This window comes from Roseivirga seohaensis subsp. aquiponti (assembly GCF_001267955.1).
GTDB classification, from domain to species: domain Bacteria; phylum Bacteroidota; class Bacteroidia; order Cytophagales; family Cyclobacteriaceae; genus Roseivirga; species Roseivirga seohaensis.
This window is the reverse complement of the sequence record NZ_JSVA01000007.1, coordinates 153,456-178,315: the sequence shown is the minus strand read 5'-3', so window position 1 is coordinate 178,315 and position 24,860 is coordinate 153,456. Positions and strand designations below refer to the sequence as shown.

The 24,860-nt window shown below is 38.9% G+C and carries 25 protein-coding genes; 16 read left to right on the top strand and 9 right to left on the bottom strand.

Annotation, left to right across the window (positions count from 1 at the left end; genetic code table 11):
- Window positions 1–11: 11 nt before the first annotated feature.
- From OB69_RS06405 to OB69_RS06395, 3 genes are all read right to left on the bottom strand, one after another.
- Window positions 12–305: a type II toxin-antitoxin system RelE/ParE family toxin gene (locus tag OB69_RS06405; protein ID WP_053222877.1), complete on the bottom strand. Its 294-nt coding sequence runs from the start codon at window positions 303–305 to the stop codon at window positions 12–14.
- Complete coding sequence (locus OB69_RS06400) at window positions 290–529, bottom strand: hypothetical protein (protein WP_053222876.1); 240 nt, start codon at window positions 527–529, stop codon at window positions 290–292. Before OB69_RS06400 ends, OB69_RS06405 begins: the two co-directional genes overlap by 16 nt.
- A 267-nt stretch (window positions 530–796) precedes the next feature.
- Complete coding sequence (locus OB69_RS06395) at window positions 797–1,747, bottom strand: NAD-dependent epimerase/dehydratase family protein (RefSeq protein WP_053222875.1); 951 nt, start codon at window positions 1,745–1,747, stop codon at window positions 797–799.
- Window positions 1,748–1,969: 222 nt separating this feature from the next.
- On the opposite strand from OB69_RS06395, the gene OB69_RS06390 reads away from it, so the two are divergent.
- Both OB69_RS06390 and kbl read left to right on the top strand, forming a co-directional pair.
- Complete coding sequence (locus OB69_RS06390) at window positions 1,970–2,233, top strand: hypothetical protein (protein ID WP_071426730.1); 264 nt, start codon at window positions 1,970–1,972, stop codon at window positions 2,231–2,233.
- A 2-nt stretch (window positions 2,234–2,235) separates the two neighbouring features.
- A complete protein-coding gene (gene kbl / locus OB69_RS06385) occupies window positions 2,236–3,429 on the top strand; it encodes a glycine C-acetyltransferase (RefSeq protein ID WP_053222874.1) in 1,194 nt (397 codons plus the stop codon).
- A gap of 62 nt (window positions 3,430–3,491) precedes the next feature.
- Here kbl and OB69_RS06380 read toward each other — a convergent pair whose 3' ends face one another.
- Window positions 3,492–3,698 (bottom strand): YgaP family membrane protein, encoded by a 207-nt coding sequence (locus OB69_RS06380; protein WP_053222873.1) that lies wholly within the window; start codon window positions 3,696–3,698, stop codon window positions 3,492–3,494.
- Between the two features lie 411 nt (window positions 3,699–4,109).
- Between OB69_RS06380 and OB69_RS06375 the strand changes: the two genes are divergently transcribed.
- The 8 genes from OB69_RS06375 to OB69_RS06340 all read left to right on the top strand — a co-directional run bounded on the left by OB69_RS06375 (window position 4,110) and on the right by OB69_RS06340 (window position 13,920).
- Window positions 4,110–5,330: a 6-bladed beta-propeller gene (locus OB69_RS06375; protein WP_053222872.1), complete on the top strand. Its 1,221-nt coding sequence runs from the start codon at window positions 4,110–4,112 to the stop codon at window positions 5,328–5,330.
- A gap of 124 nt (window positions 5,331–5,454) precedes the next feature.
- On the top strand, window positions 5,455–6,630 hold the full coding sequence (locus tag OB69_RS06370; protein ID WP_053222871.1) for a 6-bladed beta-propeller: 1,176 nt from the start codon (window positions 5,455–5,457) through the stop codon (window positions 6,628–6,630).
- A gap of 119 nt (window positions 6,631–6,749) precedes the next feature.
- Window positions 6,750–7,898 carry a 6-bladed beta-propeller gene (locus tag OB69_RS06365; protein ID WP_082338101.1) on the top strand — a complete coding sequence of 383 codons (1,149 nt, stop codon included), beginning with the start codon at window positions 6,750–6,752 and terminating at the stop codon, window positions 7,896–7,898.
- 120 nt (window positions 7,899–8,018) lie between these two features.
- Window positions 8,019–9,155: a 6-bladed beta-propeller gene (locus OB69_RS06360; RefSeq protein WP_053222869.1), complete on the top strand. Its 1,137-nt coding sequence runs from the start codon at window positions 8,019–8,021 to the stop codon at window positions 9,153–9,155.
- A 119-nt stretch (window positions 9,156–9,274) separates the two neighbouring features.
- Window positions 9,275–10,426 (top strand): 6-bladed beta-propeller, encoded by a 1,152-nt coding sequence (locus OB69_RS06355; RefSeq protein ID WP_053222868.1) that lies wholly within the window; start codon window positions 9,275–9,277, stop codon window positions 10,424–10,426.
- A gap of 2 nt (window positions 10,427–10,428) precedes the next feature.
- Complete coding sequence (locus OB69_RS06350) at window positions 10,429–11,565, top strand: 6-bladed beta-propeller (RefSeq protein ID WP_185096872.1); 1,137 nt, start codon at window positions 10,429–10,431, stop codon at window positions 11,563–11,565.
- A gap of 13 nt (window positions 11,566–11,578) precedes the next feature.
- Window positions 11,579–12,736 carry a 6-bladed beta-propeller gene (locus OB69_RS06345; RefSeq protein ID WP_053222866.1) on the top strand — a complete coding sequence of 386 codons (1,158 nt, stop codon included), beginning with the start codon at window positions 11,579–11,581 and terminating at the stop codon, window positions 12,734–12,736.
- 20 nt (window positions 12,737–12,756) lie between these two features.
- The gene (locus OB69_RS06340; RefSeq protein ID WP_053222865.1) at window positions 12,757–13,920 is read left to right on the top strand and encodes a 6-bladed beta-propeller; all 1,164 of its coding nucleotides are present in this window, start codon (window positions 12,757–12,759) and stop codon (window positions 13,918–13,920) included.
- Window positions 13,921–13,934: 14 nt separating this feature from the next.
- Here the strand turns inward: OB69_RS06340 and cdaA are convergent, their stop codons facing one another.
- A complete protein-coding gene (cdaA, locus tag OB69_RS06335) occupies window positions 13,935–14,783 on the bottom strand; it encodes a diadenylate cyclase CdaA (protein WP_053222864.1) in 849 nt (282 codons plus the stop codon).
- Window positions 14,780–15,637 (bottom strand): dihydropteroate synthase, encoded by an 858-nt coding sequence (folP, locus tag OB69_RS06330; protein ID WP_053222863.1) that lies wholly within the window; start codon window positions 15,635–15,637, stop codon window positions 14,780–14,782. The genes cdaA and folP overlap by 4 nt, the downstream gene beginning before the upstream one ends.
- Before the next feature lie 31 nt (window positions 15,638–15,668).
- Here folP and OB69_RS06325 point away from each other — a divergent pair, with 31 nt between their 5' ends.
- From OB69_RS06325 to OB69_RS06315, 3 genes are read left to right on the top strand one after another with little or no spacing between them, the layout of a single operon-like run.
- On the top strand, window positions 15,669–16,217 hold the full coding sequence (locus OB69_RS06325; protein WP_053222862.1) for a DUF1599 domain-containing protein: 549 nt from the start codon (window positions 15,669–15,671) through the stop codon (window positions 16,215–16,217).
- A complete protein-coding gene (locus OB69_RS06320; RefSeq protein WP_053222861.1) occupies window positions 16,214–17,206 on the top strand; it encodes a DoxX family protein in 993 nt (330 codons plus the stop codon). The genes OB69_RS06325 and OB69_RS06320 overlap by 4 nt, the downstream gene beginning before the upstream one ends.
- The gene (locus tag OB69_RS06315) at window positions 17,206–17,724 is read left to right on the top strand and encodes a shikimate kinase (RefSeq protein WP_053222860.1); all 519 of its coding nucleotides are present in this window, start codon (window positions 17,206–17,208) and stop codon (window positions 17,722–17,724) included. Before OB69_RS06320 ends, OB69_RS06315 begins: the two co-directional genes overlap by 1 nt.
- 13 nt (window positions 17,725–17,737) lie before the next feature.
- On the opposite strand, the gene OB69_RS06310 is transcribed toward OB69_RS06315, so the two are convergent.
- Both OB69_RS06310 and OB69_RS18220 read right to left on the bottom strand, forming a co-directional pair.
- A complete protein-coding gene (locus tag OB69_RS06310) occupies window positions 17,738–19,276 on the bottom strand; it encodes an OmpP1/FadL family transporter (protein WP_053222859.1) in 1,539 nt (512 codons plus the stop codon).
- 25 nt (window positions 19,277–19,301) lie between these two features.
- Window positions 19,302–20,780 carry a hypothetical protein gene (locus tag OB69_RS18220; RefSeq protein ID WP_157608501.1) on the bottom strand — a complete coding sequence of 493 codons (1,479 nt, stop codon included), beginning with the start codon at window positions 20,778–20,780 and terminating at the stop codon, window positions 19,302–19,304.
- A 133-nt stretch (window positions 20,781–20,913) separates the two neighbouring features.
- Between OB69_RS18220 and proS the strand changes: the two genes are divergently transcribed.
- The 3 genes from proS to floA are packed head-to-tail and all read left to right on the top strand — an operon-like array spanning window position 20,914 to window position 23,920.
- Complete coding sequence (gene proS / locus OB69_RS06300; RefSeq protein ID WP_053222858.1) at window positions 20,914–22,392, top strand: proline--tRNA ligase; 1,479 nt, start codon at window positions 20,914–20,916, stop codon at window positions 22,390–22,392.
- A gap of 47 nt (window positions 22,393–22,439) precedes the next feature.
- Window positions 22,440–22,913, top strand: a complete 474-nt coding sequence (locus OB69_RS06295; protein WP_053222857.1) for an NfeD family protein — start codon at window positions 22,440–22,442, stop codon at window positions 22,911–22,913.
- A gap of 2 nt (window positions 22,914–22,915) precedes the next feature.
- Window positions 22,916–23,920, top strand: coding sequence for a flotillin-like protein FloA (floA, locus tag OB69_RS06290; protein WP_053222856.1), 1,005 nt, complete (start codon window positions 22,916–22,918; stop codon window positions 23,918–23,920).
- Window positions 23,921–23,974: 54 nt separating this feature from the next.
- Here the strand turns inward: floA and OB69_RS06285 are convergent, their stop codons facing one another.
- Window positions 23,975–24,847 (bottom strand): hypothetical protein, encoded by an 873-nt coding sequence (locus OB69_RS06285; protein WP_053222855.1) that lies wholly within the window; start codon window positions 24,845–24,847, stop codon window positions 23,975–23,977.
- Window positions 24,848–24,860 lie beyond the last annotated feature (13 nt).

The window sequence follows — 24,860 nt, the reverse complement described above, 5'->3', positions numbered from 1 at the left end:
TGCAAAAGCCTTTAGGGTTTTACTTTTTGAGGGTCTTGGCGGCTATCCCAAAAGGACAGAATATGCAGTGATTCGTCTTTGACCTCATAGAAAATTAAGTAGTCACGAACAATCTTAATTCGAACATTAGGGATGTCGGTTTTACGTCCAATATCTGGGTTGGAGATAATTAAGTTTATTGCTTCTTTGATCAGCGTATTGAGTTTTAAACTGTAGGCTTTGCTTTTATTACGGTTGACCCAGTATTCCAGCACTGATTTACGTTCTGCTTGCGCTTTTGGGGACCAAACTACTTTTTTAACCATTGGTCAATTTCATCATCGGCTTTTTCAGACGATATGCCATTTCCTTTCTCAATCATTTGTTGTGATTCAGCAACCACTTGTTTTTGAGCATCAGACGTTAGGTAAATGGAGTCGTCAAAATCAACAGCCAAAAGTCTGTAAACTTCCTCAAGCACATTCGGGTCTGTAATAGATTTGATCTTTTCAATTAGTCTATTGACATGATGTTCTTCGGATTGAATCATGAAATCAAGTTATAAATAATTTCAGAAGATTCCTGATTAGAGTGGGGTTCAAGGTGTTTTTTTGAGTTCTAGTTTTGTCAAAAAGATAACCCCCCAAGAAAAGCTGATAATTCTCTAACATTAAACTTAATAATGGCAGACAGAGTCCTAGTGTCCATAGTTGGTCACAGGTTCTGCCTAAGGGCAGATAAATCGGAGAACCTGCGACAGTGTTACAACGGTGACTAATGACCAATAACTAATCAACCAATAGACTAATAACTAACCCTAAAACTTATCCAAAAGTGGAGGAAGGTTTTTAAGAATGTCTTCCGTCATGGCATCAAGGCTGAAATCGTGTTTCCAACCCCAATCTGCTCTCGCTTGAGAATCGTCAATGGTATTGGGCCAGCTATCGGCTATGGCCTGACGGAAATCTGGCGCATAATCAATTTCGAATTCAGGCATTTGTTTTTGAATAGACGCTGCCATTTCTTTTGGCGTAAAGCTAATGGCCGAAAGGTTATAGCTAGAACGTACTTTCACTTGTTCTGCAGGTGCTTGCATCAGGTCGATGGTTGCCTTAATCGCATCAGGCATATACATCATTGGCAAGGCCGTGTTTTCTTTTAAGAAACAGGTGAATTTCTCTCCTTTCAATGCTTTGTGGTAAATATCCACAGCGTAATCTGTTGTGCCACCACCCGGCAATGATTTGTAACCAATAAGGCCTGGGTACCTGATGCTTCGAACATCCACTCCGTATTTATCGAAGTAGTATTCGCACCATCTTTCGCCAGCAAGTTTACTGATGCCATATACGGTATTAGGGTCTTTTTCACAGAACTGAGGCGTATTGTCCAAAGGCGTGTTCGGTCCGAAAACGGCAATAGAACTTGGCCAGTAAATTTTGTCTAGCTTTTTCTCCTTGGCCAATTCCAACACATTCAATAAGCTGGTCATGTTCAAGTTCCAAGCCCACTGAGGATTAGATTCGCCTTTGGCAGAAAGGATGGCCGCCAAATGATAAATCTGTGTGATTGAATGTTTTTCAACAACCTCCTTCAGCTGAGCCGCATTCATTACATCTAGTTTCTCGAAAGTGAAACCAGCAATGTTGGCGTGTGGTGAAGAAATATCAGAAGCAATGATGTTTTTGTTTCCAAAAACCTCACCGAGCGCAATTGTCAGTTCCGATCCTAATTGTCCACTCGCTCCGATGATAAGTACTCTAGTCATTTGCTTCTTAATTTTAGTTGTAATCGTTCAATCAGAAATCTATTCTTCTTTTTCTGCTTAAAGAACAGAAAGTTTCTGAACGGTATTAGGTTATTAAGAGCTAGAACCCATAAAACCCCTGACCGAATTGCGCTGCAATATTAGCGAATGGAATAGAATAAGTAAAACCTTTGCCAATACGAATAGCCGTTCGGAACCCATATTTTTTATATTTGCATTGCGATGGAAATCAAGGACTTTGAATCTTATTTAAAAGACAAGAAAATTGACTCGGATGCTTTTAAAAAAGGGCAGCCCGAACAGTGGTCTAAATTCAAAGTTTTATATGACCAAATGCACCCTAATAGCTTTACAGCTCAAAAATTATTTCTCATTAACCCAATTAGGAGAGCATTTCCACTAAAAGAAGAGCTGCTAGAGAAAGCAGTGCCAACAGCGGCAGCCCGCCCTAAAGTGATGATGAGACCCAAACCGAAAACAAATTAATTATGTTCGATACACTCCAACCCAAACTTCAGGCTGAACTAGCAGAAATTAAAGAAGCCGGACTTTATAAAAAAGAAAGAATCATTACCACTCCCCAAGCGGCCGACATCAAAACGGCTGATGGAAGAGAAGTAATCAACTTTTGTGCAAATAACTATTTGGGGCTTTCTTCACACCCTAAGGTGGTTGAGGCTGCTAAAAAAGCGATTGATACGCATGGTTTCGGTATGTCTTCGGTTCGTTTTATTTGTGGAACACAAGACATTCACAAAGAGCTAGAGCAAAAGATTTCAGAATTTTTGGGAATGGAAGATACCATTCTTTATGCCGCAGCCTTCGATGCTAATGGAGGTGTTTTCGAACCGTTATTGGGTGCCGAAGACGCGATTATTTCAGATGCGCTAAACCATGCTTCGATTATTGACGGTGTGCGTTTGTGTAAAGCCATGCGTTTCCGTTACGACCATAACGATATGGACAGCTTAGAGCAGCAGTTGAAAGATGCAGATGCTAAGGGAGCACAAAACAAAATCATTGTAACCGATGGCGTGTTCTCAATGGACGGCACCATTGCACAATTAGATAAAATCTGTGATTTGGCTGATAAATACAAAGCTTTGGTGATGACAGACGAATGTCATTCCACAGGTTTTATGGGTAAAACAGGTAGAGGCGTTCATGAATTCAGAAACTGCATGGACCGTGTAGATATTATCACGGGTACTTTGGGTAAGGCCCTAGGCGGTGCGTCTGGTGGTTTTACTTCTGGTAAGAAAGAGGTGATCGAAATTCTTCGTCAGCGCTCAAGACCTTATTTGTTCTCCAACACTTTGGCACCTTCTATTGTAGGTGCTTCTATTGCGGTATTCGATATGCTTTCTGAAGCCACCACTCTTCGCGATAAGCTGGAAGAAAACACCAAATACTTCAGAAGTAAAATGACCGAAGCTGGTTTTGACATTAAGCCGGGCGAGCACGCTATTGTACCTGTAATGCTTTACGATGCCAAATTGGCTCAAAAAATGGCCGATGCACTTTTAGAAAAGGGCATTTACGTGATTGGCTTCTTCTACCCTGTAGTGGCGAAAGGCCAAGCCAGAATTAGAGTTCAGGTTTCTGCTGGGCACGAAATGCACCATTTAGACAAAGCCATTCAAGCCTTTACCGAAGTAGGTAAAGATTTAGGAGTGATTTAACGTTTCAGAAGAACTGATTAGTAAAGAGGCCATTGGATTCAATCTGATGGCCTCTTTTTATGCTATTTTTTTGCGGGACAAGTATTGAGCCCTACGAGCGTATAGAGTGGGCAAAAGCTCACCAAGCTGGTCAGAAGAAATACTGCGGCCAATACCAATAATACGATGCCCAATGTACCAGTCACTATGTTGCCAAAATAAAGAATTGCAATCACCATTGCGATTAAAATTCTTACTGCTTTGTCTGCATTACCCATATTCTTTTTCATAATCTCAATAGTTAAGTGGTTTCGAATAAAAGCACAATTCCCGTGATGATTATCAGGCACAATCCGCAAACAATCAGCAGTTTAAGTGCTTTTGCTTTCATATCATGAAGTTAGCGGATGCCTCATTGCCGAATACTGATATAAGTCATGCCGCAAGGAGATTTAATCACTGGTTTAGGCCTTGCGATAAAATGGCAGTGGACTTGATTTGGCTGTGAGGCTATTAGAGCAAGCTGTTGTGTTTTTTCCCTTATTCCATCTGAAAACTTTAGAATACACAAAATCAAATTTGATCTGTTATTCTTTTGAAACGACTATTCTTTTAGTTATCCTTGTTAGTGTGGTTGAACTTTAAGGAGGAGTAGATAGTACATAGTATTGAGTAGCTAGATTTTTGATAAATGAAAAAATATGGATACTGCCTTTTGGAGGGTTGTCTTCACCCTTAAAGTCCCTCCAAAAGTTGGTTTACTAAACATTCAACTGATAATGAGAGTAAATTTTTCTGTTTTACTACTTCTGATAGTTCTATGGAGCTGTTCTGACGAGAAGTTAGAGGGGTTAGATGAATCTGGTTTGAACATAGATGAGTTTCGGTCTTATAAAATAGACATGGATATGTCTCAAACTAAACTGGCCGACTTAATAGATACCATTGAAGTAATGAGGCTAGAAGAAACGCCAGAGTCACTGCTTGGTTATGCAAGTCGTTTACAAGAGTACAGCGATGGGTTCGTTATGGCCAGCGAAAAGGTTGGAGTCCTTTTTTTTAATAAGGAAGGTGACTTTATGCATAGTTTCAATCATAAAGGATCAGGGCCAGGTGAGTATGCTGATATTTATGGTTTTTGGATTGAGGGAGATACAATTGCGATTTTTTCTAAAGCAAGTCAACATATAAAGCGATTTGATTTCAAGGGGGATTTTGTCAGCTCAATTAGAATTCCCTATTACGCCCATCATGTTTATCCCATAAAAAACGGTTTCGTGTATGACTTGAATTATGGGGTGATTGAAGATTCACTCAAGTATAGGGCAGTAGTAGTCAATTCAGAACATAAGTTGGAAAAAGCACTTTTGCCATTTAATACTTTTCCCAAAATGCATTACTTCTCTAATTCTCCTTCATTAAAGCCCTATGGTAATGGGGCTACTTATTTAGGAGTAATGAGCGACTCGTTGTATCTGGTCCAGAATAATCAAGTCAGACCACTGGCTCATTTTGATTTTGGGGAGAAATGGTATTGGACTGAAGAGGCTAAAATGAACCCTAAAATGTATATGCCGAGCAAGGGCGAAAAGGTGGATAATATTAACTCGTACATTGGAGAGGGGCATATTTGGCTAACTGCCACCTATATAATGACAGATACTCAACCCTTTCTCATAAATAGGCTTACTGGGGCAGTCGTTTCAATCGACCTGAGGAACCAAGGCGATGGACGGTATACAATTTCTCCGATAAAATGGGAAGGCGATTCTTTTTTTGGCTCAATTCAATCCAATGACTTAATTACTTTGATAAGTGAGTTGGATCAGTCTCGAATAAAGTTCAGCAGGGGCACAACCTTAGAAGAAATTGAGTCTTCAGAGAACCCAGTGCTGATGTGGGTGAAGTTTAAGGTTGAGTAGATAGTACATAGTATTTTGTAATTAGATTTTTGATAAATGAAAAAATATGGATACTGCCTTTTGGAGGGTTGTCTTTACCTTTAAAGTCCCTCCAAAAGTTTGTTTACTAAACATACAATTGACAATGAGAATATATTTTTCTCTTTTACTACTTCTGTTAACAGCGTGTAGCTGCGCTGAAAAGGGTAAGGTTAATGACAAGGAGGCTATCAGTTTGGACGACTTTAAATCATATCATCTTGATTTGAACCTGCCCAAAGAGAATTTTATCGATATGATTGAGTCTGTAGAACTGATGCAATTTGAAGAAACCGATGAGTCACTTTTATCTACGATCCGAAAAATCAATAGGCTCGATGATGGCTTTGTCTTTCATACAGATAAAAAGTTGGGAACGAATGAACATACGACAATCTACTTTTTTGACGTAAATGGAAATTTCAAGAATAAAATAAACCGACAAGGACAGGGGCCAGAAGAGTATAGCTCAATCGAAGATTTATGGATAGAGAACGGTTTGGTCGCAGTGTATTCAATGCCCAAATCGGTGATTTATCGTTACACCACTGAAGGTGAGTTTGTAGACTCGCGTAAATTATCCGATCAACTTCGTGTCGGAGGTATTCGGCCTTATAAAGGTGGCTATGTTGCTGAAATGAATTTTCATTCTATCAATGACACCTCTTATTACAAATTCGTAAAACTGAATAAAGATTTAAAACTGGAAAAAGCATATCTGAAATATAACAAGGCACCCAATGGAATGATGATGCCTCTTGCTTACTCCACGGTGATTTCCTACCAAGATGGAGTTCAGCTTTTTAGGGTTTTTAGCGATACCGTTTATTCCTACCAAAATGATGAATTCGCTCCTTTAGTGCATTTTGATTTTAAAGAAGATTGGTTTTGGAAAGACAAACCTGAACCTACTTCTAAGGATTTACAGAAAGTAGAGGCCGAGAATAACGCTTGGGTGATAGGCATGGCAATTGGTCAAAAACACATTTATGCAGATGCCTTGATTGGCTATTCGCATTGGGAATATTTTCTAATTGACAGAATGAATGGAAAGGTCAAACGAATGGAAATGCCAAAAGGTAAATCCGTGAGTGAAGAGTTTTTATACTTGGGTTGGGAGGAAGACAGGTTAATGTTTTCTGTTACTACAAGCGATGTTTCTAACATTCTATCTGCGCTGGATGAAAATCAAATCAAATACCGCCAAGGCACCACTTTAGAAAAAATTGAATCCTCTGAAAATCCGGTGCTGATGTGGGTGAAGTTTAAGGAGGGGTATTGAGTACATAGTATTTTGTAATTAGATTTTAGAAAAAGATCAAATATAGAACTGCCTTTTGGAGGGTTTTCTTCTCCCTTAAAGTCCCTCCAAAAGTTGGTTTACTAAACATACAACTGACAATGAGAATAAATATTTGCCTTTTACTACTTCTATTGAATTCTTGTTCTGGAACGAACAATACTGCTGAAAGTCTTTCATCTTCTTCCGATGAGTTCAAAGTTTTTACCATAGACCTGAAGGCCGAAAAGTCCAAGCTTTCCACTTTGATAGATGAAGTGGAGATTATGAGGCTGGAAGAAGGTGAAGAGGGTTTGTTGAGCACGATCGCTTACTTTAATGAAATAGAGGATGGTTTTGTTTTTACTAGCGGAGAGGAAAAGGGTGTCTTTATTTATTCGTCCACAGGTGAGTTAAGAAAAAAGATCAATCATTCAGGAAAAGGTCCAGCAGAATATTCTGATATAAAAGGACTTTGGGTGAAGGAGGATACGCTCTTTGTGTACTCCTTTTACATCAAAAAAGTACTCAAGTATAATTTGGATGGGCGCTATTTAGGAGAATCGAAGCTGGTGCATAATTACGGAGATATCTACCCCAACGGAAAAAGTTATGTGGCAGACTTGAGCAGTTATGGTTTTTACGATAGTGTCAAATACAAACTCGCCTTTTTAGATACCGATTTTCAAAGTAAGTCATTTTCCATCCCTCAAAACCTACCGCCTCCATTTCCAGTTAGGGTGAGCCTGAATAGTTTCAGTCCCTACAAAGACGCGCTTACTTATAAAACCCTAACGAGTGACTCTGTTTTTTTGGTTGAGGGAGATCAGGCTCGACCACTATTAAAAATGGATTTCGGGAATGATTGGCTATGGTCAGACCCAGATGTTTTGGAGAATCCTGAACAAGCCTCTAATTTCTTGCAGACCAAACAAAAAGTATGGACATTGAATGCAAGCATTGGGGAAAGGTATGTTTTTTATTATTACGGCTTGGGCTTAAATACTCCCACATGGGCGCTATTGGACAGATATACCAGCAAAGAAACCAGAATAGACCTGACTAAAACAGAGACAGAGCAATTCGGTATTAACGCTTTACAATGGTCAGGTGATAGGCTCTTGGTCGCTTTTCAGTCCACTGATGTAGCTAATTTTTTGAAAGAGCTTGACAAAACGCAGTTTAAATTCCGTGAGGGCACTACTTTAGAAAAAATTGAGTCCTCTGAAAACTCGGTGCTGATGTGGGTGAAGTTTAAGGAGGGGTATTGAGTACATAGTATTTTGTAATTAGATTTTAGAAAAAGATCAAATATAGAACTGCCTTTTGGAGGGTTGTCTTCACCCTTAAAGTCCCTCCAAAAGTTTATTTACTAAACCATACAACTGATAATGAGAATAAATTTTTCTGTTTTACTGTTGCTATTGGCTGCTGTGAGTTGTGCTGAAAGAGAAAGTAACGATAATATTATTAACCAAGACGAGTTCAAAGTTCTGCCTATTGATATTGAAGCCGAGAAATTCAAGCTTCCCGAAGTTATTGATGAAATAGAATTAATGCGCTTTGAGGAAGGTCAGGAGGGCTTAATTACTGAAGTTCGTTTACTTAATAAGGAAGCAGATAAACTCATCTTTACGAGTCCGGGCGAGTGGGGTATATTTATTTATAGCCAATTGGGTGAGCTCATCAACAAATTCAACCATAAAGGTGAGGGACCAGAAGAATACCACGATATCCAAAACTTATGGGTAGAGAACGAGCAAGTATTTATCTATTCAAAAAGGAGCACTAAGATTCTCGTATATAACTTTCTGGGAGATTTTATTTCTTCTACCAAATTAGAAGAACCATATCGCGACATCTTCCCACTAAACAAGGGGTATGTGGCCGAACATCGGGATGAGAATCAAAATATTATACTGGTCTTTTTAGATGCTAATTTCCAAAAGCAATCAACAACTTTTTCTCGGAAGGATGAGCAAGACTTTTTGAGCCTGACCTTGAATACCTTTAATGAATACAAAGGAAACGTAGCCTATAAATCCGTATTAAGCGACACCATTTATTTGATCTCTCAGGATAAGGAATTAAAGCCAATCATCAAACTAGATTTTGGAAATGACTGGCTATGGTCTGACCCTGAAGTGCAGGCTAAGCCAGATCAGGCCATGAGCTTTGTGAGTGAAAAGAAGAAGGTGTGGGCGGTTGAATCTCATTTGGGAGAGAGGTATATATACCTTTCCTATGGGCTGGGTTTTGGTGAGGGAGTGGTTACGATGTTCAACAGAGAGACGGGCGGGCAATTTAGAATTGAGCTAAAGAAAAAGGATGGAGAATATATTGGTTTCTACCCGATTCAGTGGAAAGGTGATCGACTCTTGGTTTCAATGCCTTCTTACGATGCAGTAGATTTAATTACTGGGTTAAAGTCTGAACAAATCAAATACCGCCAAGGCACCACTTTAGAAAAAATTGAATCCTCTGAAAACCCAGTGCTGATGTGGGTGAAGTTTAAGGAGGGGTATTGAGTACATAGTATTTTGTAATTAGATTTTAGAAAAAGATCAAATATAGAACTGCCTTTTGGAGGGTTGTCTTCACCCTTAAAGTCCCTCCAAAAGTTTGTTGACTAAACATGCAATTGACAATGAGAATAAATTTTTCTGTTTTATTACTTCTATTAACAGCGTGGAGCTGCGCTGAAAAGGGAGCCTCTAATGATAAGAAGGGTACTAATCTGGATGTATTTCACACCTATAAAGTTGATATAAAGCAAAATGAGGCTCCTATATTTGATTTTATTGAAGAAGTTGAATTTGTAAGGCTTCAAGAGACCAACGAGTCGCTATTGAAACCTATATATAAACTTGAAATTTTTGATGATAATTTCATTATTCCCGAGTCTGATGGCTCTAAAATTTATCTGTTTGACAGTGCTGGAGATTTTAAAAGTGTAATAGGTAGGAGAGGCAATGGCCCGGGAGAGTTTAATGTTATATGGGACCTGTGGATGGAGCAAGACACTATGTTCGTATATGACAGAAGATCTTATAAAGTTCACAAATATGCATTGAGTGGTGAGCATTATGAAACCACCAAACTCGACATAAGCCCTTGGCACATTCGCTCAACGGCTAAGGGCTATGTGTATGATATGTACAATCAGTTGGGTAACCATACTACTAAGTATAATTTAGTATTTGTAGATGATGAATTCAATGAGGTGCAGCGGGCTCAGCCTATTCAATTAGAGCTTGGTGCTACGAGCTTCGGTCCCGATACCTTTCAAGAGTATGAGGGTGGCTTATTATATCAATCGACTTTTAGTGATACCGTATATCAAATCAAAGAAAGAGAAGCGATACCTCTCTTCTCTCTTGATTTTGGAGATTTCTGGTTTTGGAATACCATGGGAGAGAAACCAAACGAAAAAAAAGTGCTTGAAGCTTTAATGAGAGGAGATGAATTAACTCAATATCGGTACTTCCTTGAAAAGAATCTGATCTTTTGTTATTCCGAATATAATGGTAAAACACATCGCTTTTTAATTGATCGAAGGTCCTCTAAAGTGGCTAAACTTCATTATGGGAACGGCAATGGAGAAGTTTTAGGATTAATGCCCATCCGTTGGGATAAAGATCGATTACTGTTCAGTATTCGTTTTTCTTCGGTGTCCACTTTTATTTCTCAACTGAATGAAAATCAAATCAAATTCCGCCAAGGCACTACTTTAGAAGAAATAGAATCATCAGAAAACCCAGTATTATTGTGGGTGAAGTTTAAAGCGTTAACCAAATGAATATGAAATATGCATTAGTAATGTTGCTTTTTGGGCTGATGTCTTGCTCTTCAAACAACGAACAAAATCAGGCTGATCAATCTAAAGAGGCTGATAAGTTCAAAACTTTTAAAATCGATATTGAAGCATCGGTCGTTGATTTAGTCGATTTTATCGATGAAGTGGAGGTTATGCGGCTGGAGGAAACGGACAACTCCTTGCTTGCTATGGTGGCGGGAATAGAAATCACGAATGACCGAATACTAATACCTCACGGAAATGGTGATTTGATTTTCTTTTCAAAAACAGGCGAGTACCAAAGCACTTTCAACAGACAAGGGCAAGGGCCAGAAGAGTATGAACGACTTGGTAGCGTATGGGTAGTCGCAAATCGGATTGGGATTTTTGACGGTACTTCTATTTTTCAGTACGACTTTGATGGCAAATTTTTAGGTAGTTCTAAGCTGTCAAACAATGTGAACGCTGTATACCCAACTCATGATGGTTATGCCCTCGATGCCAGTGGAAAAGTGACAAATGATTCACTACAATACAATGTGATTCTGGTGGATAAAGCTTTAAAGCTTCAAGTAATGTTGAATCTTTTTGAACACTTCCCACCTTTTGGTTTTCGAATGGCGGCAAATGCATTTAGTCCCTATAAGAATGGACTACTTTATCACGCAGCTTTAAGTGATACAGTCTTTCATTTGGAAGATCAAAAGATGACTCCACTTTTTAATATTGATTTTGGTGAGAATTGGGTTTGGAACGATAAGTCATTAATCGGAAACAAATTGAAATCCATGAGGGCGATAGGAGAAAGGCAGACTGATGTTTTTGCCTTTGCCCCTTTTGTAGATGAGAACTTTATACTATTCAACTCACGTAACATCAATGATTACATCATCATTAATCGGGCTACAAGTGATTACCAGAGATTGAAGGTCAGCAAGAAAGATGGGCGCAATTTTCAATTCATGCCTATTAAATGGGATGATGGCCGATTCCTAGTGAGTCTTTCTTCCGCAGAATTAACCGAGTTTATGGAAGACTTGGAGGAAAATCAAATCAAATTCCGCCAAGGCACTACTTTAGAAGAAATAGAATCATCAGAAAACCCAGTATTATTGTGGGTAAAGTTTAAAGAATTGAAATAAGAAATCAGAATATATGAAACGAGTTTTTCCAGCGCTACTAGTTACTGCATTGTTTACAGCCTGTGGCAGTCAAAAAGAGAATATTACTGAAGAGAAAAATCAAACCAATGATGAGTTTAAGGTCATTTCTCTATCTATAGAATCAGAGAAACGAAAACTCTCTGAAATGATTGAGTCCATTGAAATAATGGGTTTGGAGGAAACCGATAAAGGACTTTTAAGCGGGGTCTATAATTTTTCTCAAGCAAACAACAGAATCGTTTTTCCTAGCGGGTCAGAGGGTGATGTTTTTATTTATTCTAATGAAGGAAAGTTCATTTCCACTTTTAATCGAGAGGGTGATGGACCAGAAGAATATGGACGTATACAGCATCTTTGGATAAAAAAGGACACGCTGTTTATCCATGATGGCCAGCGAGGAAATATAAATAAGTATGATTTTGACGGGAAATATGTAGGGCAGATAAAACCAAATGTTAAGCCCACTCACTACTACCCTTATCAGGATGGTTATGTCGGTGATATGAACGGAAGGCCAATTAACGACTCACTCAAGTTTAATGTTGTTTTTTATGATGATCAACTGAAGATGACCGGAATGAAAAACCCTTATAAAAACGTGATCCCTTTTCCGATTGTCACTACCGTAAACAGTCTGGCAGCTTATAATGATGATTTGATATATAAAGAGATGTTCAGCGACACGGTTTTTCTTATTCAGGACACTATGGTGAAACCATTGCTAAAACTAGATTTTGGTGCTGAATACCTTTGGAATGATGAAACAATGAGGGCTGATGGACAAAAAGCGATGGGCAGCATCCAAGAAGGAGGTAAAGTATGGATTTTCAATCCTAAGGTGGGCAATTCGAAAATTTATTTGAATTTCAATACGAGCTTTTCAGAGGCCATTTGGTTGTTGATTGACAGAAATTCAGGAAACTATTATCAAATAGATACTAAAAAGAATGTGGAGGAGAATTATGCTTTTGTTCCTATTAAATGGGATGAAGACGTATTGCTTGCTAGTTTCAATTCTTACGATTTGGCTGAATTAATCAAGGAAATTGGCACTGAAAACGCCACTTTCAAGAAAGGGAGTACGCTAGAAAGTATAGAATCTTCAGAAAACCCAGTATTATTGTGGGTGAAGTTCAAAGACTTTAACTAGTGATTACAAAGAATTTAAGAATGAAATTGAGAGTAAAAGCAGTATTAACATTCGTTTTAGTTGGCCTGTTGGTCTTTTCATGTTCAGATAACAAATCCCAAAGTACCACAACGGTTGATGTAGATGCAGACCAGTTCCGTGCTTACTCTATCAATGTTGAAAGCAAACGGACTGCGTTTACAGATTTAATTGATAATGTGGAAATATTGGCTTTGGAAGAAACCGAGGAAGCCAAGTTGAGTGATGTAATGTCATTTGAAAGGGGAGAGGATGGTGAACTCTATTTTGCTACCGCCCGAAAAGGAGAAATTTTCTCCTATACCAAAGACGGCAAGTTTTTGGGCACGTTTAGCCATAAAGGCAGCAGTTTAAATGAGTATATGTTTATTCAAAGCTCTTGGGTAAATTCAGATTCTATCTCTATTTATTTTAACAGGCGCTTGGTAAGCTATAATATACAAGGCGAAGAACTTGATCGTATCAACCTCCCTTTCAATCCAACGCATATTTTCCCATACCATGACGGCTATGTAGCCAATATGAACTACTACCCTTATCAAGACAGCCTTTTTTACAATGTGCTTTTTATGGATAAGGAGTTTAATGTAGAAGCGATGGCAAACCCTAATACTGGACTTTTAAGGGTGCCACTACTTTTGTCGATAAATAGCTTTAAACCGTATAAAGAGGATTTAACATATCATTCTGTATTGAACGATACTATTTTCTATTTGAAAGACAAGAAGAGCAAGCCAATTGCTCAAATTGATTTTGGTAAAAATTGGTTTTGGAACGGAGAAGGGGTTGCAATGCAAGACCCAAGTGTGATGAGCCGAATTAGGGAAGATGGCCAAGTTTGGGCAATGAATCCTTTTGTAAACGATAAACTCATTTACCTTACTTATTATACTTCTTTGGCCGATTATTCTCAGTTGGTACTGAATAGAAGCACAAGAAATTATGAGATTTTCGATTTGAAAGGGGAAGCTAATCAACAACTCTCATTGTCTCCGTTAGCTTGGGAAGGCGATAGAATGTTATTTAGTATTCTGCCCGAAGATTTACCGCAATTGCTCAGTAGCTTAAATAGCGAGAACTATAAGCTTCTTGAGGGATCAACCCTTGAAGGAATACAATCTTCTCAGAATCCGGTGTTGCTTTGGGTGAAGTTTAAAGAGTTTTAGAAAGCGTTTTTTAATCAAGAAGCCACTTCAAGGCTTTCTTTCTTGTCGGTTTCTGTGGCTTCCTCTTCTTCCTCGTTTAGGTATCTGTTCAGCTTTTTCCTGATTTCTGGGGCCGAAAGGTTACTGTCTATTTTACCATTTCTTGCAATCGACATTTGCCCAGTTTCTTCTGAAATAATTAGAATAAGGGTGTCGGTGGCCTCAGACATTCCCAATGCGGCCCTGTGTCGTAAGCCGTATTGTGCAGGAAGGTTTTCCCTTTCGCTAACAGGTAGAAGGCAACGTGCCGCTTTTATTTTTCCTTCGTACAGAATTACTGCACCATCGTGTAATGGGCTATATTTGTTGAAGATAGAAATCAGTAGCCTTTTGGAAATAAAGGCATCGAGTAGGTCACCAGAATCTGCATAAAATTTGAGTTCGGTGTTTCTAGAAAATACCATCAGAGCCCCAGTGTTTGAACCTGATAAACTCTTTGAGGCTTCAATTACAGCGGTAAGGTTCATGTTCACTTTAGGTTTCTTTTTCCGCCAAATCAGTAGTGATTCAAGCACTCCGTTTTTTCGGAAGGAAGTTTTGCCTAGAATAAGTAAGAACTTTCTGATTTCTTGAGAGAAGATGATGATAGCGGCTAAAACTCCAACCCCCATAAACTGACCAAGAATACCTGCCAGTAACTCCATTTGAGCAGCCCTAACTACCAAATAAATAAGGTACAGTGAAAGAAAACCAACCAAAACCCTAACGGCAACACTTCCTTTTAAGAGCTTATAAACCTGATATAGCAATACACTTACGAGTAGGATATCGATAATATCGACCCATCGTACTTCTAGAAATCCTATTTTAAAAGCGTAAATCAAGGATGTATTGCTTTATATAGTTTAACTGTTTCTACTGCGGCTTTCACATCGTGTACCCTAAGAATAGAAGCCCCATTTATTAGCGCAGCCATGTTTAAGGCAGTAGTGCCATTGAGTGCTTCTTCAGCCGAAATACCTAGAGTTTTATAAATCATAGATTTTCTGGATAAGCCAGCGAGCAAAGGTAACCGCAATCCTTTAAAATAATCCAAATTTTGGAGAATCTCATAACTCTGTTTTGCGGTTTTTGCAAAACCAAAACCAGGATCAAGAATAATGTCGTTTACGCCCAAAATTCGCAGTTTTTCTACTCTTTCGCTGAAGAATAATATAACCTCTTTTAATAAATTTTTATAGTCGGTTTGCTGAGACATGTTTTGGGGTGTTCCTCTCATGTGCATCATAATGTAAGGCACATTCAATTTAGCAACAGTCTCAAACATGTTGGTGTCTAAAGTTCCGCCAGAAATGTCATTGATAATGCAGGCGCCTTGGTCGATTGCAACTTTGGCTACTGAACTTCTAAATGTATCGATAGAAATATAGGCTTCAGGAAATTCTTTAACGATAAGTGCTAGAGCTTTGCTGATTCGGTCAGTTTCAATTTCGGTATTTATATCTTCAGCATTTGGGCGAGAAGAATAACCACCAATATCTAAAATGAGGGCTCCTTCTGCCAGCATACCCTCAGCTGTTGATAGAATTTCTTTCTCAGTGTTTTGTCTGCCAAGCGAATAAAAGCTATCGGGAGTAATGTTTAAAATACCCATTACCGCAGGCGTATCGAGCGAAACTAGATTTCCGCGTAAGTTCAATGTCTTTTTAACCTGAAATATTTTATCTTTCGCTTTCAAAAATTCCCTTTAGCAATTAAAATCACTCAACTTGAAGGAGCAAACGGTAGGCGAATATAAGCAAGTTATAGAGGCCTGTAAAGACATATTTCTGAAGAAGACCAAAGATTACGGAACAGCATGGAGAATACTCAGGCTGCCTTCTATTACGGATCAGATTTTTATCAAGGCCAAGCGCATTCAATCTATTCAGAATAAAGGAAATCAGAAGGTGGGCGATGATATTGCTGGAGAGTTTATTGGCATTATCAATTACTGCATTATTGCGTTGATCCAGATGGAGTTGAGCGAAGATGACCCTTTCGAAATGGAAGTGGAAACTCTTGAGCCTTTGTACGACCAAAAAGTAGAAAGCACTTTTAATCTGTTAATGAATAAAAATCACGATTATGGTGAAGCTTGGCGCGACATGCGGGTGAGTTCTATGACGGATATTATTCTGATGAAATTGCTCCGCGTGAAGCAGATTGAAGACAACCAAGGGCAAACCATCATTTCTGAAGGAATTGATGCCAATTATCAAGACATGATCAATTACGCAGTGTTTTGCTTGATCTTAATGAAATTTTCAAAATCATGAAGCTATTAACCTCGATTTCAAGGTATTTGGTAGGAGGACTTTTTATTTTCTCTGGCCTAATTAAGATTAACGACCCTGTAGGGACGCAGATAAAACTAGAGGAATATTTTACCGTTTTCTCAGTGGATATAGCGCCATTTTTTGATGCTTTAAAACCTGCTGCATTATTCCTTTCGGTGCTGCTTTCTACTTTAGAAATAGTACTCGGGCTAGCAGTATTGTTGAGGTATAAGCCGCAAATCGTAACCAAGTTGCTTTTGGCCATGATTGTGTTTTTCACCTTCCTTACTTTCTACTCAGCCTATTTCAATAAAGTAACCGACTGCGGTTGTTTTGGAGATGCCATTAAACTTACGCCTTGGGAATCGTTTACTAAAGACATCATTCTCTTGGTTTTAATACTGGTGCTATTTATTAATCGGAAGAAAGAAGAACTTACAGCTGGCATTAAAACTAAGTCAATTGCTTTGGCAGGAACGCTTGTGTTTTGCTTGGTGATTTCATTCTTGGCCATTGCTCATCTACCTTTTATCGATTTCAGAGCTTATAAGGAAGGAACCCATATTCCTACCGAAATGCTGCCACCCGGAAATGACCCAAATGAGGTGCCTAAAATCACTAATTTTGCCATGTGGAGCGATACGGCAGACGAAACGCAAAATATTCTGACAGGAAGAAAATTATTGGTGGTAATTCACGAAGCGAACAAAACCGATGCGGATTCATACCTTGATTTAAACGCATTGATTAGTGCTTTAGGGAATCAAGTGGAGGCAATTGCAGTAACTGCTTCCTCTGGCCAGCAATTTGAAGAGTTAAGGCATAGTGTTCAATTGGCCATTCCTTATGTGTATTCCGATGCTACTTTGCTCAAAACTATGGTGCGCTCAAACCCTGGTTTAGTGCTGATAGAAAACGGAACAATCTTAAAGAAATGGCATTACAACGATATTCCATCGGCCAGTGATTTAATGTCCAATTTCAGGTAATGAATCAAATCGGCAGGATTTATTTAGTGGGCTTACCAGCCTCGGGTAAAACTACAATTGGAAAACAATTGGCCGAACATTTAGGTGTCCAGTTCATCGATTTGGACGCTGAAATTGTTAAGGTGGTGGGGCAGTCCATTCCCGAATACTTCGATTTTCAAGGAGAGGGGAACTTCAGAATTAAAGAAAAGGAGACACTGAGAAATCTAGGTTCTGCCAATGAGCAGTTTGTGATGGCTACTGGTGGTGGGGCACCTTGTTTCCATTTCAATATGGATCATATGAATGAAATGGGAACCACGATATTTTTAGATGTTAGTCCCGGAGATTTAGCCTTGCGAATACTAGATCAGGGCGTTGAAAAAAGACCACTTTTTAAAAGTTACGATCAGCAAGATTTGATTCAGGAAGTGCGTGATTTGGCCGAAAGAAGACTCTCTTTTTATAATGAGGCCAAAATAAAAATACGAGACAACCGAATCACTCTGGATAAAGTTACCTCGTATTTAAACCCTTAGCTAAAACTAGGTTTTAGAAATTCAATCCAAAAGTCAGTTTTGCATTTGTAAAATTGTGCTTAATGATTGTCAATGGAGAATCTTCGAGCACTGCCATTCTATAGCTTCTGAATGATTGATCATATTTGGTGTTTACTAAGGCTAAATCGAAGAAGTATTTCCCCATATTAATTCCTAAACCTCCAGAAACAATCTTTCTCGATCTATCTAATTCTACTCCGTCAAAATTACTTTTATATGGGTCGCCATAGTTTGCATAGCCAAGCCTCAACCTAAACATCTCGTAGCGGTATTCTCCACCTAATTTAATGTTGGTTACAGAATTGTAAATATTTTCAATAGTGGCATTGTCAGGCCCAGTAAAGAAATCATTCGATGAAATATTGGCGTTAGCGTAATTCAGATGCTCGATATCGGCTGTGATAAATCCGTTTTTATTGAAGAAAAAGGCCAAGCCAGCATTCAATTTTGAAGGTGTCCTTAAATTGAAAGTAGAAACAAATATGTCTGTTGCGGTTTCTAATCTGTTCAGAACAGTGTCTTCCAAAATGATGCGGTTGCCTTGGTTATCTCTAAAATTTGAAACATCGTAATTGTTCCAGTCCGAAACGTAAATATTGTCTCCCTCTTCATTAAAGTTGTTGTAGGTAGGAGATGTGTAAGATAAGCCCACTCTCAAAGCATCCATAGGACGAATAATTGCGCCAATATTGAAGTTTACACCCGTTCCATTCAATTCTAATCTTTCATCAATTGTAAAAGATTTAAGTGGTTCGTTGGTAAAGCTTTCCGTATAAATTCTACTATTCGTGTAGCTAGAAGAGGTAATTCCCATTCCAGCCCCTAAATATATTTTGTCGTCAAAATTGGTTCCGTATGCAATATTCACCTGATCGGTATAACCTTTAGTTCTAATCGTTTCCGTTTGTGTGGGAAAACCTAAAACCGGAGAATGGTAGAGTGTTTCATCATTGGGGTCAGGGTTGATAATATAATGGTCGTATCCAGTTTGAGCTATTCCATTAAGCTCTTCTGGAAAAAAGCCATCCGCCTGCTGGAGCATATTGTCAATAATGGAGTTGTTGCCATTGAATCCGCTGGACAGAACATTTCTATTAAAGTCATTGATCCTATTGTATGTAACGGCCAATGATCCTCCTCTAAATGTTCCAGGAACAAGATCTCCTTTATTGAAATTGATCACTACGCCTAAATTAGCGATGGTGAATTTGGTGGCTTCATCTTTATTAATAGTACCAAAGGAATTTCCTTCCGTTTGTAAAGTTGAAAAACCAGGGGTAAAGGTGAATTGAGATCTATTGAAAACACCAAGCCCAGCGGGGTTGTAAATAGCAGAGCTAATGTCTCCACCAAGTGCCGAACCAGAACCTGCTAATGCTGAAAACCTCGCAGTTCCAAAGTTTTGTAATTGACTATACCTTAAGGCATCATTATAATAACCAAAGGATCCTTGTTGAATTTGTGCCTGAGAGGTTTGAAATAGGCAAACCACGCCCAGGCTTATCATAATAAGCTTTATGCCAAGTTTCATGTTTTGTGAGTTTTTGTGAGTTTTATTAATTACCTCTTCCGCTTCTTGATGAACTGTTACTACTACTTCTTGATGAGCTAGAACTGCTGGTATTACCAGAGCGGCTGCTAGAGCTAGAACTTCTTGAAGAAGAACTACTCACTGTTCCCGATGATCTGCTCGAAGAAGAAGAACTGGTACTTCTACTAGAAGAAACTCCACTACTTCTTGATGAGCTCGAGGAAGATCTACTGGTGGACACGCCAGAACTTCTGCTACTGCTTGAAGATCGACTGTAAGTTGGTGTTGCCGATCTTGTAGAACTTGATCTGCTAAATAAGTTGCTACTAGAAGAACTACTTCTTCCTGAAGTTACTCGAGAGGTAGTGCTTCTGCTACTTCTGGCTGTGCTGCTTCTTACTACGTTTGAACGTGTTAATCGACTGTCGTTAGAAAACTGATAAGCATTGGTATTTACCCTTGAACTTCTAGTATTGCCAGCTGTAGTAGCTGTAGAGCTATTTCTTCCTCCTATTACTTGATAGCTATCTGTAGAACCGCCAGATCTAGATCCTCGGGCACCTAAATCACTAGCATATCTAGCAGAACGCGTATTCGGAGTTGAACCATTTACAGCATCAGTTCTTACACTACTTACAGAAGTTGAAGTTATTCTACCGCCTCTAGTCACATCTCTACCATTTCGGTTTACTAGATTTCCCTCATTGTTGTAGTAATAATTACTAGTGTAATAATAGTTATATGGCCTTCTGTTCCATCTACTCCATCCCCAAGGGCGACCATAATAGTTGTACGAGGTGTAGAATGGTGAATAAAATCCGCCATAGTCCCAGAATGGATCATAAATTGGAGACCAAAATAAATTAGATGGGCCGTAGAAGTTATTTAAACTTACAAAAGACATACTTACACCGAAACCATGGTAAAACGAACCTGCTCCAAATAAATCTAAACCAACCCTCGGTACAGTTCCTCCGTTTCTCCTACTGCCATATCTACCTGATAGGTAGTTGTTCATTCTGAAATCACGGTTTAAATAGTATTGTTCATACCAAGCCAACTGGAACTGAAAATCATTTGCCATTAATTTATTGAAACTCCATTTATCCCAATCTGTATTCCAGTCTAATGGTAATTCATAATATGCCAAGTTTTCATTTTCGTAATCGTATATGAAATCATCATAGTTTAGCTCGCTGGCTTTGGTTACCAAAGGGCCCTCTTCAAAATAGACTACTTCTCTATCCTGGCTATTGTTGTATTTTGTTACCAGCATAGGGTCTACCGATTCGCTTGAATAGTCACCCAGCGAAAATGCTTTTTCGTTAGAAGACTCAATTTCTTTTGTCGATTCAATAATCGTTGGTTTACTTGTTCTGTCTGCTGATGTAAAGTATACATCATCATACTCTTGGGTAGATTGAAATTGGTTTGGTGAGCATGCAAACACCGCAAGCATGCTGAGTGGTGCCATTAATATCCGGATGTAGTCTCGTCTTTTCATGATGTTTCCTCCTTGGCTTTTTTATGTTAACGTGTATTTATCAAAATTGGTCGATAAAATAATCGAATGATATATCTTTGTATCAACTATTTTAACAACCATTAACAAACAAGATTCATACCAAATAACTGATATGAGCAAAGGATTACCAAAAAGAAGTGAAGATTACTCGTTGTGGTACAATGAACTGGTGAAAAAAGCAGATTTAGCTGAAAATTCACCTGTTCGTGGTTGCATGGTAATCAAACCCTATGGCTTTTCCATCTGGGAGAAAATGCAGGCAGAGATTGATCGAATGTTTAAAGAAACTGGGCATGTGAATGCGTACTTTCCTCTTTTCATTCCAAAATCATACCTAAGTAAAGAAGCTGACCATGTAGAGGGGTTTGCTAAGGAATGTGCCGTAGTCACTCATTATCGTTTAATGAACGACCCTGACGGAAAGGGAGTTGTAGTGGATCCTGATGCTAAATTGGAGGAAGAACTTATTGTTAGGCCAACTTCGGAAACAGTAATTTGGAACACTTATAAGAACTGGGTGCAATCTTACAGAGATTTACCTCTACTCATAAACCAATGGGCTAATGTGGTTCGATGGGAAATGCGAACTCGCCTTTTCTTAAGAACAGCCGAATTTCTTTGGCAAGAAGGGCATACCGCTCATGCTACTAAGCAAGAAGCAATTGACGAATCTGTGCAAATGATGAATGTCTATGCTGAGTTCGCTGAAAATTTCATGGCCATGCCAGTAGTAAAAGGAATGAAATCAGAAAGCGAAAGGTTTGCTGGCGCTGTAGAAACCTATTGTATCGAAGCTTTGATGCAAGACGGAAAAGCGCTTCAAGCGGGAACTTCTCACTTCTTAGGGCAGAATTTCGCAAAGGCTTTCGATGTGAAATTTACGAATAAAGAAGGAGTGCAAGATTTTGTTTGGGGAACTTCATGGGGTGTAAGTACAAGGTTGATCGGAGCGTTGATTATGGCGCATTCAGATGATCAAGGCTTAGTGCTTCCTCCAAAATTGGCGCCAATACAGGTGGTAATTGTACCTATATATAAAGGAGAAGAACAACTTCAAACCATTTCTGATAAAGTAGCTGAGCTTACCAAAGGTTTGAAAGCCAAAGGCATTTCTGTGAAATTTGATAACCGTGATACTTACAAACCTGGTTTCAAATTTGCCGAATGGGAATTAAAAGGTGTGCCAGTTAGGCTGGCCATTGGACCAAAGGATTTAGAGAATAACTCTGTTGAAATTGCCCGAAGAGACACCGGAGAAAAAGAACTTTTCAGCTTAGAAAACAGTCTGGCTGATAAAGTTGAAGCTTTATTAGAAGAAATTCAGAATTCTATTTATCAAAAGGCATTCAATTTCAGAGCCGAAAACACTACTGAGGTGGATACTTATGATGATTTCAAAAAAGTTATTGATGGACAGGGAGGCTTTGTTTCTGCTCATTGGGATGGTACAACCGAAACCGAAGACAAGATAAAAACAGAGACTAAAGCAACCATACGTTGTATTCCTTTAGATAGAAAAGAAGAAGCTGGTGTTTGTATCTACTCTGGAAAACCATCTGCTGGCCGAGTACTTTTTGCAAAAGCGTACTGATATTACTAATAAATAGTATATTCGGACAAGTTTAAAAAGCTGAGCAAATGGGAGAGTGGATTGCTATTATTCTATTGGTGATCATTGGGTTGATTCTAATTTATATAGAATTGCTCTTTGTGCCAGGTACTACCGTAGTAGGTGTGGTTGGCTTTGCCCTTACTTGCGCGGGGATTTACCTTACCTATGAGAAACACGGTGCTTTAGCAGGAAATTATATGCTTGTGGGCTCTTTTCTTATTTCGGTGGTGGCCATTTACTTTAGCTTTAAATCGAAATCCTGGGACCGGTTTTCACTCAAAGACACCAACAAGGGTAAATTCAATGAGGGTTACTCCTTGGGCTTGGAAGTTGGGATGGAAGGAATTGCAATTTCTGATTTAAAGCCTGTTGGCAAAGGGGAGTTTGGAGATAAAAGTTACGAAGTAGTTTCCATGGGTTCTCACATTGAATCAGGTAGTAGAATTGAAATCATTAAAGTTCTAGGGAATAGAATTACAGTTGAACGAATAAATAATTAGATATGAATGAATACATAACGCTGGTGGCCATAGGAGCCGGTATAATTCTGTTTTTTGCTTTTTTCTATTTCGTGCCAGTCAATCTATGGATTACGGCTAGGTTTTCGAATGTTAAGGTAGGCTTGCTTGAACTTGTGTTCATGCGTATTAGAAAAGTACCGCCAAGAATTGTAGTAGACGCTATGATTACGGCTACAAAAGCGGGTTTGGAGCTTACTACTACTGAACTTGAAACTCATTATTTAGCAGGTGGCCATGTTCCTTCTGTAATTAAAGCACTTATTTCTGCCGACAAGGCAAACATCACTTTAGGCTTTAAACAAGCTACAGCAATTGATCTTGCGGGTAGAGATGTATTTGAAGCAGTACAGATTTCGGTAAACCCAAAAGTAATCACTACGCCTAAAGTAGCGGCTGTGGCTGCTGATGGTATTCAGTTGGTGGCTGTGGCAAGAGTAACCGTTCGTGCTAACATTCAGCAATTAGTTGGGGGAGCAGGTGAAGATACTATCCTTGCCAGAGTAGGTGAAGGTATTGTAACTTCAATTGGTTCTGCTGCTTCTCATAAAGAAGTTTTGGCCAACCCAGATAAAATTTCGAAACTGGTACTAAGCCGTGGTTTGGATGCGGGAACGGCATTCGAAATTCTTTCTATTGACATTGCGGATGTAGATGTAGGGGTGAACATTGGCGCGATACTTCAAACTGACCAAGCACAAGCTGATTTGAAAGTAGCAGAAGCTAAGGCAGAAGAAAGACGTGCGATGGCCGTTGCTCAAGAACAAGAAATGAAAGCCAAGTCGCAAGAGGCAAGGGCTAAGGTAATTGAAGCAGAAGCAGAAGTGCCTAAAGCATTGGCCGAAGCTTTTAGAAGCGGTCGTTTGGGAGTGATGGATTACTATAAAATGGAGAACATTCAAGCCGATACGGACATGAGAGAATCTATTGCTAATCCAGAGCAAAAATCGACTACTCGTAGAAAGTCAGACGATAAGGACAAGAAATAATAATATCTTCAGAAGAACTTTGAAAGGCTGTCTTTAAAGACGGCCTTTTTTGTTTCACATGCTGATGAGAATAAGTGCGGCAATGGCAAGTACTATTCCTATAATATTTAGCTTGCTTGGGTATTCTCTAAAAATAAAGGCTGCGAAAATTGTGGAAGCAATGATGATTCCGATGTTCAGTACCGGATAAAGAACTGCGCCATTATTGTCGAAAGCAGAAAGAGCTTTGATTTGAAAGTAAATTGAAAAGTAATTCGGTATGCCTAAGTAGAGACCTCCCAGAATGTCTTTCTTACGCACTTTAATTTTACGTACCAAAATTACAATGCTACCAATAAGGAAAGCCGTACCGAAAGTAATGATAGGGTAAATACCTTCTATATGTGCTTCAATCAAGTTTTCGCTAGCGTAATTTAGCCAAGTGTCTAGGGCTCCGCCCAGTAAAAAAACAGCAAAAGGTAAGGCCACATAGCCAAGAGTTATCGGCTCTTTTATCTCTAATGAAACCTTTTTCTTCGATACCAAAAAGATAGCCACAAAGGCGGTTACAATACCTATGTAGTTCCAAGAGCCAAGTTCAGAAGTTCCTATTTTCAGAATAAATAGACTAAACAAAACTGGAATAGCCAATGACATTTTGGTAGCTACTGTAGCCACGGCAACGCCTCTTAATTGAGTAGTTAAGGCCATCAGGTAAAATGTGCCAATAAATAATAAACCCAATGCCGAAGCACTATAGAACCAAGGTTGGTCGAAAGCGATATTGGATTTTATATGCCCAAAACCCACATAAATACTCCCTGTAATTACACAAACCAAGTAATTGGTAACAATGGCAGGGAAAGTGCTGATTTTAAATCGTGTAAACGACCTAAAGGAAAGAAAAACGGCAACATTGCCAAGTATTGCGAGTAAAAGGTAAAGCATAGCGCGCGAAGAT